This is a genomic window from Gordonia sp. (in: high G+C Gram-positive bacteria) (genome assembly GCF_020438995.1).
Lineage (GTDB): Bacteria > Actinomycetota > Actinomycetes > Mycobacteriales > Mycobacteriaceae > Gordonia.
This window is the reverse complement of record NZ_JAGQTN010000052.1, coordinates 55,999-65,920: the sequence shown is the minus strand read 5'-3', so window position 1 is coordinate 65,920 and position 9,922 is coordinate 55,999. Positions and strand designations below refer to the sequence as shown.

General features: G+C 63.7%; 10 protein-coding genes. 7 read left to right on the top strand and 3 right to left on the bottom strand.

All coding sequences use genetic code 11. From position 1 onward, the window contains the following. Positions 1-865 precede the first annotated feature (865 nt). From KDB67_RS04485 to KDB67_RS04460, 6 genes are all read left to right on the top strand, one after another. Complete coding sequence (locus KDB67_RS04485) at positions 866-1,426, top strand: hypothetical protein (RefSeq protein ID WP_291012893.1); 561 nt, start codon at positions 866-868, stop codon at positions 1,424-1,426. Positions 1,427-1,542: 116 nt separating this feature from the next. Beyond that, the gene (locus tag KDB67_RS04480) at positions 1,543-1,776 is read left to right on the top strand and encodes a DUF433 domain-containing protein (RefSeq protein WP_291012891.1); all 234 of its coding nucleotides are present in this window, start codon (positions 1,543-1,545) and stop codon (positions 1,774-1,776) included. 6 nt (positions 1,777-1,782) lie between these two features. After that, a complete protein-coding gene (locus KDB67_RS04475; protein ID WP_291012889.1) occupies positions 1,783-2,157 on the top strand; it encodes a DUF5615 family PIN-like protein in 375 nt (124 codons plus the stop codon). Then, positions 2,117-2,551, top strand: coding sequence for a helix-turn-helix transcriptional regulator (locus KDB67_RS04470; RefSeq protein ID WP_291012887.1), 435 nt, complete (start codon positions 2,117-2,119; stop codon positions 2,549-2,551). Before KDB67_RS04475 ends, KDB67_RS04470 begins: the two co-directional genes overlap by 41 nt. Before the next feature lie 10 nt (positions 2,552-2,561). Beyond that, positions 2,562-2,870, top strand: a complete 309-nt coding sequence (locus KDB67_RS04465; RefSeq protein ID WP_291012885.1) for a hypothetical protein — start codon at positions 2,562-2,564, stop codon at positions 2,868-2,870. A 240-nt stretch (positions 2,871-3,110) separates the two neighbouring features. Beyond that, positions 3,111-3,347: a hypothetical protein gene (locus KDB67_RS04460; RefSeq protein WP_291012883.1), complete on the top strand. Its 237-nt coding sequence runs from the start codon at positions 3,111-3,113 to the stop codon at positions 3,345-3,347. A 79-nt stretch (positions 3,348-3,426) separates the two neighbouring features. Here KDB67_RS04460 and KDB67_RS04455 read toward each other — a convergent pair whose 3' ends face one another. Continuing rightward, entirely contained in the window at positions 3,427-3,708 is a 282-nt protein-coding gene (locus KDB67_RS04455) for a ribbon-helix-helix protein, CopG family (RefSeq protein WP_291012881.1), read from the bottom strand. Positions 3,709-3,995: 287 nt separating this feature from the next. Between KDB67_RS04455 and KDB67_RS04450 the strand changes: the two genes are divergently transcribed. Continuing rightward, positions 3,996-7,190 carry a type I restriction endonuclease subunit R gene (locus KDB67_RS04450; protein WP_291012879.1) on the top strand — a complete coding sequence of 1,065 codons (3,195 nt, stop codon included), beginning with the start codon at positions 3,996-3,998 and terminating at the stop codon, positions 7,188-7,190. A 70-nt stretch (positions 7,191-7,260) separates the two neighbouring features. Here KDB67_RS04450 and KDB67_RS04445 read toward each other — a convergent pair whose 3' ends face one another. Together KDB67_RS04445 and KDB67_RS04440 are read right to left on the bottom strand one after the other, a co-directional pair. Further along, positions 7,261-7,794 (bottom strand): hypothetical protein, encoded by a 534-nt coding sequence (locus KDB67_RS04445; RefSeq protein ID WP_291012877.1) that lies wholly within the window; start codon positions 7,792-7,794, stop codon positions 7,261-7,263. A gap of 63 nt (positions 7,795-7,857) precedes the next feature. Beyond that, positions 7,858-9,657, bottom strand: coding sequence for an N-acetylmuramoyl-L-alanine amidase (locus tag KDB67_RS04440; protein WP_291012875.1), 1,800 nt, complete (start codon positions 9,655-9,657; stop codon positions 7,858-7,860). Between the last annotated feature and the right edge of the window lie 265 nt (positions 9,658-9,922).

Genomic DNA, 9,922 nt, shown 5'->3' with positions numbered 1-9,922 from the left:
GACCACGAAACCCCGCCCACCCGAACGGACCTCGGGAACATCGGCATGCCAAACACTGCTAAACACACTGTGCAACACGCAAATTCGCAGTCAGATCCGATACGCCACCGCTACTCGCGGATCTAGGACTGACCGAGGTCGGCGATGGAGTCTTCATCCAGCGAGCGACCACAGGCGATGCTTGCCAAGATGGACTCGACTTTGCCTTCTATCTCGCATGCTTTCGCGAGGATGGCGTTGTACTCGGAATCAGTGGGCTCAAGTCGAGGGAGGCTTGCGTTCCACACCTTCCAGGATGCGAAGAATTCTCCGTATATATCGTGGAAAGCCCGTGCCGTCGCAAGGTCGAGTTCCTTGCGCTTCTCCCGTAAGTGCCACGACGCTGATAGTCGTAGGCCGATCAGCCACGTCGCCAGAAGGAGTACAACCCCAGGATTGAGCTTCTGAAGCTCGTGGCCGATTGTGACCAGGGACGATTCGATTCGGTCGCCCTTCCGCTGCTGGGACTGCCAGCCTCACAGTATGCCGCCACGCCGGAGAAGGGGGCCCGGATCCATGAAACTCACCGACTACCGCTCTCAGGGTTGTCCATGAGCGGGCGAATGAGTGGCCTTACAACCGGGGTACCCCTCTTGATCCCTGAGGGCGATGCGAGGTACGAGCGAGCGTCGCGAAGGGTCCGGTGACACGACACGCCTGACGCTCCGCTGCCCGCCTGCCGAGCGAACATCTATTCGGAACTCTGCTGCTACATATGAACACCAGTCTTCCGGCCTATTCTCGGATCGGTTGTCAGACCGTCGTGGGATAGTCCTCAGCATTGGACGGCCACATGAGCCGACCCCGCCGTAGAAGTGAGAACGTCATGAATCCGCAGGAGTTTCCGCCGCCACGGCAGCAGTGGGACCAATGGGCGACCGCACCGATCGAACTGCCACGGGCCCCGCGGCCGCATCGTCGTCGTACGGTGTTGCTCCTGGTGATCGGGGCCGTCCTGCTGGTGCTCGCCGGCGGCGCGGGTGGTTTCGTGATCGGCAAAGGGCAGAACGCATCGGGCGTGAAGTCCACCACCGACACCGTCGCGGCCACCTCCAGCACAACCACATCCGCCACCCCGACGGTGTACGACATCCCGATCAGGCCCAGCGACTTCGAGATGAATGTCGAAGTGCTGGAGAAGAAGTGCTTTGGATCAGCGGGGTGTGTGGTGGAGTTCTCGGTGCGACCCACACTGCTGACGTCGTCGGAGTTTCTCAAGGGCCGTAGTTTCCGGGTCGTCTACGAGGTCATCGGAACAGAGGACGAGATGACCGACTACTTCACACTGTCGGGTACGGACATGCGCATCGATGACAGCCTCCGAGCGGAGACCGAGTCAAGCGATGCGGAGATCACCGCGAAGGTCATCAAGGTCACCGAGGAATGACGCGGTACGGCCGCTGTCTCCTCATCTTGTCGCTCGATGACACCGTCTCGTGGGCAGATCAGGTGAGTCAAGCCCGGGTGATTGCAGTGTCGGCCGGGCACCGATACGCTGGGCGAATGTCCAACCTGCACCGCGTGACGAGCGATCCGGCTATCTGCCACGGGAAGCCGGTAGTGCGTGGGCTGCGGTACCCGGTCGCTGACCTGCTCGACTTGCTTGCTGCAGGCATGTCTATCGAGGACATCCTCGACGATTACCCTGACCTTGAGCGTGAGGACTTGCTGGCTGCCCTGGAGTTCGGTGCGTTGGCCGCGGGGAACCGCGTGGTCGTGCCGTTCGATGCCGCCTGAATCCGCGTGACGGTGAAGTTTCTGATCGATGCCCAGTTGCCGGCCAGACTTGCGACGCGACTCACCGAACTTGGTCACGATGCTGTGCACGTCTCGGCGCTGCCTGACGGTAATAGGACGACAGACACCGAGATCAGCCGTGTGGCTGATGTTCAGGAACGGGTGGTCGTTACCAAAGACCGGGATTTTCGCGACAGTCATCTGATTTCGGGAATACCGAGAACGCTCGTGCTGGTGACCACCGGCAACATCACCAACGCCCGGCTTCTGACGCTCTTCGAGGACCACATCACAGCAGTAGCCGAACTGCTTGATAGTTCCGTCTTTATCGAGGTCTCACATGACCGGCTGGTTGTTCATTCAACTCCGCGCTGCGACTGATCTTCGGCATCAGAGCAACTGTACAGGAGACGAAGTCGATGGGCTCGGAAAATGGCTTGTCACCAGCGGATACATTGTTACGCTGAAACTGGTGGACGCGATCGAGGCATTGGAGGCGGAGCTTGCCGCCGAGCCGTATGCGGGGTTGCGGTACATGCTGGCGATCAACGACGACGAGCTACTCGAAGCGCTCGTTGCGCTGCGGAAGGCCAGGGGATTGACCCGAGAACAGGTTGCCGAGCGGATGAATCGTTCGGTGAGCGTGGTGGCGGACTTCGAGCGGCCCGGTGTCGACCCGCACTTGTCAACGATCAAGCGCTACGCGGTGGCGATCGGTGCAAGCATCGAAACCGCTGTCGCCGACTTCGTTGCTACGACGTCGGACCGGATCTGAGGTGATGGAGTTGGTCGAGGTGCGCAATAGTCATACGAGCGCATGCCGCGACGTCGTCGCGGCACTCAACTATCCTCGTGCTGAACGAGATTCGAATACCTATGGAGAATGGTCGTTCATTGGTGTATTCGACGATGCGGATATCCGGGAGTTTCTGGCTGAGATCGACAGTGCGGGCGACGACATCGCCAAAGTCGGGCGGTTGCTCCACGAATGGCAGATGAGCGCCAGGACTATGTCGGACCCGATCGCCCGTGAGATTCTGGACGGCCGGACCGTCGACGACGATTGGGTCGAAGTGACCGCAGCTCCCCGCTGACGCTTGTGCCGGCGGCGATGTCGTAGCCCGCGTCTAGGGTGTGCCCATGGTAACCGAGGGGGACTCGTCGGGTGGGCCCCGATGCCACCCGCTGGCTGACATCGTGGGGTAATGAGCTTGCGACGATCAACCCGCGGTGGTTGATGGGTCTTTTCCACTATCTTGTAAGGACGCGACACGCCGGTTGAAGACGTGGTGAGGTTTGCCGCGACGGTGGGGCGTGAGACGGAGGAAGCTGCTATGACCACTGCCGATCAACTGATCGCTCAAGGCGAAGCACGCGGGCAGGTCCAGTTGATGGTGCGGATGTTGACCAGCAAGTTCGGCGACCTCGACGCCGATGTGCGGTACGGGGTAGAGCACGCGACGACCGAACAGATCGCCGTGTGGAGTCACCGGTTGGTTCAAGGAGCCGGGTCGGTCGAGGAGATCGTCGGCCCGAAAGAGTGCCTGCTGGTTGTCACGGACCTACCTTGACCGTGTGAGAACCCCTGCTGACCCGACTCGGCGGTGATGTCGTCGGAGACCTGCACCGTTCCTTGGATTCGAAGCTCGGTCAGGCCGGGTGTCGCTGGAGGTATTCGCTGATCGCTGCGCGCACGATCGCGGAGGCGGATTCACCGCTCTGCTGTGCATACGATGTGAGTTGTTCGTCGAGGGCTTTGGGCAACCGCACGGCGCGCAGCGGCGATGCACCACGAGGTTCTGCGGGGCGGCCCATGTGCAGCGAGTGCGCTGCGGGGGCCGACTCCACCGTTGCGGGTACGAGGTCGAAGTCGTCGTGTTCGAAGTCGTTTGCAAGGGCATCGAGCGCGGGATCGCGTTTGATCTCGGTCATGAATCTTGCCTTCCTACTTTCGTCGTGTCCGCTGCGGGCACCCACCCAGTAAAGTGTATAACACTTTACTGTACAAGCTTACCGTGGTCCGTGTCTGGGGTGTGCCCCTGGTGACCAAGGGGCGTGAGTCGGGGGAAGGTGCCCGTCGAGGAGATCGTCGCCCCGGACTCGACCGAAGTCAGTTACCGGGACCTGTGGCGTGAGGCGAGCGCCCCCGACCGTCGTAGTCCTCTGACATAGTGTGACCAGTGTTGGTGGGGTACCGGCGGCCGAGGACGGAGCGAACGATGAGCATCATTCCCGAATCCGAGTGGGAGCAGTTCACCGTCGACCGGCTCGGCGAACATAACTGGCAGCCGCTCAAGGGGCAGGATATCGCGCCCGGAACGGAATCGGGGCGCACGTCGTGGGAGGATCTGGTGCTCCCGGATCGGCTGCTGGCCGCGATGCGCGAGCTCAATCCCGTTGTTCCGGCTGAATATCTGGTGCAGGCGCAGGCGGCTATTCTTGCGCCGCAGTCGCAGGACCCGATGGCCGAAAACTATCGGCTGCATCAGATCGTCACCACGGGCTATCGTGGCATCACCTATGTCGATCATCAAGGGCTGGAACAGAATCCGACCATCAGGGTGGCCAGTCAGCGGCCTGATGAGAACGAACTGCTCGCCGTCCAGCAGGTCACCATCCGCAACCGTGAATATCATCGACGCTTCGATGTGGTGTTGTACCTCAACGGATTACCGGTCACGATCATCGAACTCAAACAGGCCGGGATGGCCGGAGCGACGGTGGCGGCGGCGCACGCCCAGCTGCAGACGTACCTGCGTGAGTTCCCGATGGCGTTCCGGTTCGCCGTCGTCACCGTGATCAGCGACGGAGTCACCGCCCGTTACGGAACGCCGTTCACGCCGTTCGAGCATTACGCACCGTGGAACGTCGATGATGACGGGAAACCGATCACGACGGTCGCTGCCGACGACGATGACGTCGGCATCGAACTCGAATGGCTCATCGACGGCGTCTTCAATCCCGAACGGTTCGTGCAGCTGCAACACAACTTCGTAGCGTTCGATGCCGGCGCCGACGGGTATGTGAAACGAATTGCCAAGCCGCACCAGTACTTTGCTGTCACCAAAGCCGTCGGCAATACGGTGGTGGCGGCCGAGAGCACCGGTAAGGCCGGAGTCGTCTGGCACACCCAGGGGTCGGGCAAGTCGATGGAGATGGAACTGTACGCCCACCTCGTCGCCAAACAACCAAAGCTGAAGAACCCCACCATCATCGTCGTCACCGACCGCCGCGACCTCGACGGGCAACTGTTCGACACCTTCAACCGGTCCCGGCTGCTCGGCGAGTCACCGGTCAAGATCGGCACCCGCGACCAACTGCGGCACGAACTGGCCGACCGCACCACCGGCGGCATCTACTTCACCACCCTGCAAAAGTTCGGCCGCACAAAGGAAGAACGCGACGCGGGCTCCGACCACCCATTGCTCACCGACCGCCGCAACGTCATCGTCATCGTCGACGAGGCGCACCGCAGCCACTACGACGACCTCGACGGGTACGCCCGCCACCTCGCCGATGCCGTTCCCAATGCCACGCTCATCGCATTCACCGGAACTCCGATCTCGTTGGCCGAGCGCAACACCCGCGACGTGTTCGGGCCGTACATCGATATCTACGACCTGACCCGCGCAGTCGACGACGGTGCCACCGTACCTGTGTATTTCGAGCCGCGACTGATCAAAGTATCACTGGCGCAGCAGATCACCGAGGACGACCTCGACCGTGCCGCTGACGAGGCGACCCGTGGTCTCGACGACGTCGAACGTGCCCAGATCGAAAAGTCCGTCGCCGTCATCAACGCGGTATACGGTGCGCCACAACGACTCACAGCACTTGCCGCCGATATCGTCGCACACTGGGAAACCCGGTCGAAGGCGATGCTGCCATTTATCGAATCCCCGGGGAAAGCGCTCATCGTCGGCGCGACCCGCGACATCTGTGCCCGGCTCTACGACGAGATCGTCGCGCTGAAACCGGACTGGCACAACGGTTCTGAATCCGCCGGCGTCGTCAAGGTCGTCTACTCGGGGTCTGCGAAGGATCAGGAACCGATCAGCAGGCACGTGCGCCGCGACGCACAGAACAAGGCCATCCAGAAACGCCTCAAAGATCCCGACGACCCGCTGCAGATCATCATCGTCAAAGACATGCTGCTCACCGGATTCGACGCGCCGCCGCTGCACACCCTGTACCTCGACCGCCCACTCAAGGGCGCGCTGCTCATGCAGACCCTCGCACGCGTGAACCGCACCTTCCGCGGCAAACCCGCCGGCCTGCTAGTCGCCTACGCACCGCTCGCGGAGAGCCTGAATGCGGCGCTGGCCGAATACACCGACACCGATCAGCAGACCAAACCCGTCGGCAAACGCATCGACGAGGCTGCCGGACTGGCTCGCGAAACGCTTGCCCGCATCGACGCGCTGTGCGCCGGATATGACTGGCGCAAGGTGGTCAGAAGCGGTGGCAGCAATCCGTGGATGCGGGCCACCCGAGGACTGGCCGACCATCTGCTCGCCCCCGACACTCCGGGCGTCGAGATCGACGGACAACCTAAGTCGGCGGCGGTCCGATACCGCGAACTCGCCGGAAACCTCGCCCGCGCCTGGGCGCTCGCCGGTGGCGATCAATCGCTCGCCGAACTGCGCCCCGACATCAAGTTCTACGAAGAAGTGCGCGTATGGATGGGCAAAATCGAGGCCAACAGGCGTCAGGCCGAGGGCAAGCCCATCCCCGAGGACATCCGCCGACTGCTGTCGCGGCTGGTCGCCGACTCCACCGCATCCGGGGAGATCGTCGACATCTACGAGGCCGCCGGCCTGCCCAAACCGTCGCTGAACGACCTCACCCCCGACTTCGAGGCCAAGGCGCGGTCGGCGGCCAATCCGCACCTCGCGATCGAGGCGTTGCGCGCCACCCTCACCGAAGAATCACGCCGCGCCACCCGCAACAGCCTGGTGCGGCAACGAGAATTCTCCGACCGCATCACCGAACTGATGCGCCGGTACACCAATCAACAGATCACCTCCGCCGAGGTGATCGCCGAGCTGATCGCGATGGCCCACGACATCGCCGCCGAAGGCAATCGGGGACAGAGCTTCAACCCGCCGCTCTCGGACGACGAGCTGGCGTTCTTCGACGCCGTCGCCGCCAACAGATCGGCCGTCGAACTACAGGGCAACGACGTCCTGGCCGACATCGCCCGCGAACTGGTCCGAATCATGCAGCGAGACACCAAATACGACTGGACCGTCCGCGACGACGTCCGCGCCAAACTTCGCTCATCGGTCAAACGGGTGCTCGTCAAGTTCAAGTACCCGCCGGACAAGCAGCCCGAGGCCATCAGGATCGTCATCGAGCAGATGGAGGCACTGGCCCCCGCGTATGCGGCGAGTCACGCCGGTCGTTCGTCCTAAACCCCACCGCTGCGGCCCGGCATCACAATAATTGCGATGCCGGGCGCTATCGGTGGGGTTTAGAACGGGATCAGGACGCCCACTCGATGAAACCGATCTGCACATGCCGGGTCGAGGCGACGATGGTGCCGCCGTCGTCGCCGCTGTAGCAGCGCAGGCTCACCGTGTGGTTGCCGGGCGGCAGCGGCTGGGTGGCGAGGGTGATCGACCGGCCGCGGGTGGACCTGTCGCCGAGCTGTTTGATGGGGTCGTAGCTGCCGATGTACTGCGGGGCCACCTGCACGGTGAGGCCGCACAGTTTGCGGCCCTCGGGCAGGTTGATGGCGCTCATGTAGATGCGGCCGTGCGACGCCCAGGCCCGCACGATCGGCCTGGACTTCTTCACCACCGGCTTCTTCACCACCGGCTTGGGGGTCTCCTTCTCGGCGGGCGGCTTCTGGGTGGCCGGCTTGTCGGTGGTTTCCGCACTGGGTACCGCCGCCGCGTCGGGAGCGGTAATGGCACCACCGAGAAGCCCGCTGAGACCCGCCGTGACAGCGACCGCCACGGCGATGCGGCGGGTAGTGGACACGGTGGAGGGTTGCGAGGTGTTTTTCACGCGCATACGCCGCATTGTGCCGTAGTTCGCAGCAGAATGCTCGCGCAGGCTTGTGCCGGACCCGGTAACTCAGCGGGCGGAAGGTGCAGTCGGAACAGGGGCCGGTGCCACTACGGGGGTCGGTGCTGCCCGGGTCGGGGAGGGCCGGACGGGGACGATCGGTGTGCCGCCGGCGGCGATGGCGCGGATGGAGGTGAGCGCCTCGTCGCCGTACAGGCCGGGGCAGTCGGTGTGGTTGAGGTCGCTGTGAGCGGCGATCGTCGGTACGTCGGCGACACTGCCCGCCGCGAACTTGCTGTCGGCGAAGTAGCGGGCCTCGAGGGCGGAGGTGCCGACCGGTGACAGCCTCGCCAGGCCCAGGCGCCAGCGCAGGAAACGGCCGGTGGCGGAGACCATCTGCGCGGTCGGCGCAGCCTCGTTGAGGTCGCCGATCATCGCCAATCCGAGTGTCGACCGGTTGAACCCGCCGGTGTGGTTGCCTTCCACGTTGCGGCCCAGACCGCCGTAGGCGCCTTCGAAGATCTGCCCGTACTTGTCGACGAGCACGTTGTAGCCGATATCGCACCAGTTGAGGACCTGTGCGTGATACGCGTAGATGCCGCGGACGATCTCGGCGGACTGCTGGGGCGTGTAGTCGTTGGATCCGGCGGTGTGGTGGACGACCGCCCCCTTGAGCTGGGGACTGTAGCGGGGCCGTGAGCAGCGGATTCTCTCGTCGGCACCCCACTGGGCCCGCGAGATCACCTTCGGACCACCGGCCAGCGACGTCAGCACCGACGATCCGATCGACAACAGGCCCCGCGGCGTGATCACCGTCGCGCGGACCGCCGACAGCACGGTGTCGACGAGCGTCGCGATGATCGAATCGGACGATCCGATGCCCAGCTGGGTGAGCAGCCCGCTCTGCGTCTCGGCTGCGGGGATGGCTCTGCGGCTCCTGGTGAGCAGGACCTCGGCAGCCTTCGCGTCGCCCACCCAGAGCGGTTCGGTGCCGCCCACGTACTTCTGGCGCCGCCGTTCTCCCGGTCCCGGGCTGCCCGCACTGTCGACGGTGTCGAGCTCGGTCCACGGGCCCCATCTGCCGGTCTTGTCCTGGACCCGCAGGTAAGGGGTGGCGTCGATGGGTTTGTCCCAGGTCAGCGCCACCATCTTGAGGGGCTTTCCGTTGTTGGCGATGCGTTGCACAGCGGCGCCGACGGGTCGGCCGTCGGCCATCCGCGGCGAGACCACCGGCATCCTCGCCGCCGTGTCCGAGCCCGGGGCGACCGTTTTCGGTGATCGCTTCGCCGTTGGCGTTTTCGTGGGCGGCTTCTTGTTTGTGGGAGACCGTTTTGCCGGGGCGTCCTTTGCGGGTGTGGTCTTCGGCGGTGAACGCCTTGTCGGTGCCGTCCTTGTCGAGGTCGTCTTGGTCGGTGTCGTCTTGGTCGGCGCGGTCTTCGCAGGTGCCGGCTTGGCCGGTGTGATCTTCGAGCTGGGCACGGGGTTCACGGTCCGCGGCGCCGGGGTTCTGACGACTTCGGTGTCCGGCAACGACCCCCTCGGCGGTGCCGATGATTCTCGTGTCGGCGGTGCCGATGGTTCTCGTGGCGGTGCCGGGGCCGTGCGTCCGGTCTCCGGGTCGGGGAACAGTGCCGGATCGATCGTCGGCAGCTTGATCCCGAGGTCGGCGAGGCCCGATGTGGCGATGTCGAGGGCGTAGGTAGGGAGGTCGGCCAGGGAGATCTCCTCGACCGATGTCATGCCGGCGGTGTTCGTGCGATCGACCGGGACGGGATCGGCTCCGAAGTAGGTGACCGCGAACGGGCTCGCGACGGCCAGCGCGGCGACGATCGCGAGCACGATCGGTGGCTTGGTTCTGGGGTATCGCACGGTGAGTCTCCTGCCGGGTCATGCGGCGTCGCCGACCGTGTACATCCTGTGCGCCTGCTGTGCCCTGTGGTGTGAGCGACGCGCCGTTCAGATGAAACTCGTGATGCTGTTGTTATCTAGTGGGGTTATCGTTATCGCGAGAGATTCACTATGGTCACTACAGTCTCATTCGCAACATTAGTCACATGAGTCACGGCTGGTCTCCCGCTGCAACGGCTTCGCGGCGGGTGACCTGCCCGTGTACGCACCCACTGCTACGAACCAC

Excerpts from the sequence above, each read along its gene's own strand:
- KDB67_RS04480 (WP_291012891.1), top strand. The coding sequence starts at position 1,543 with ATGTCCAACCTGCACCGCGTGACGAGCGATCCGGCTATCTGCCACGGG.
- KDB67_RS04445 (WP_291012877.1), bottom strand. The coding sequence starts at position 7,794 with ATGCGCGTGAAAAACACCTCGCAACCCTCCACCGTGTCCACTACCCGC.
- KDB67_RS04460 (WP_291012883.1), top strand. The coding sequence starts at position 3,111 with ATGACCACTGCCGATCAACTGATCGCTCAAGGCGAAGCACGCGGGCAG.
- KDB67_RS04485 (WP_291012893.1), top strand. The coding sequence starts at position 866 with ATGAATCCGCAGGAGTTTCCGCCGCCACGGCAGCAGTGGGACCAATGG.
- KDB67_RS04450 (WP_291012879.1), top strand. The coding sequence starts at position 3,996 with ATGAGCATCATTCCCGAATCCGAGTGGGAGCAGTTCACCGTCGACCGG.
- KDB67_RS04455 (WP_291012881.1), bottom strand. The coding sequence starts at position 3,708 with ATGACCGAGATCAAACGCGATCCCGCGCTCGATGCCCTTGCAAACGAC.
- KDB67_RS04470 (WP_291012887.1), top strand. The coding sequence starts at position 2,117 with ATGACCGGCTGGTTGTTCATTCAACTCCGCGCTGCGACTGATCTTCGG.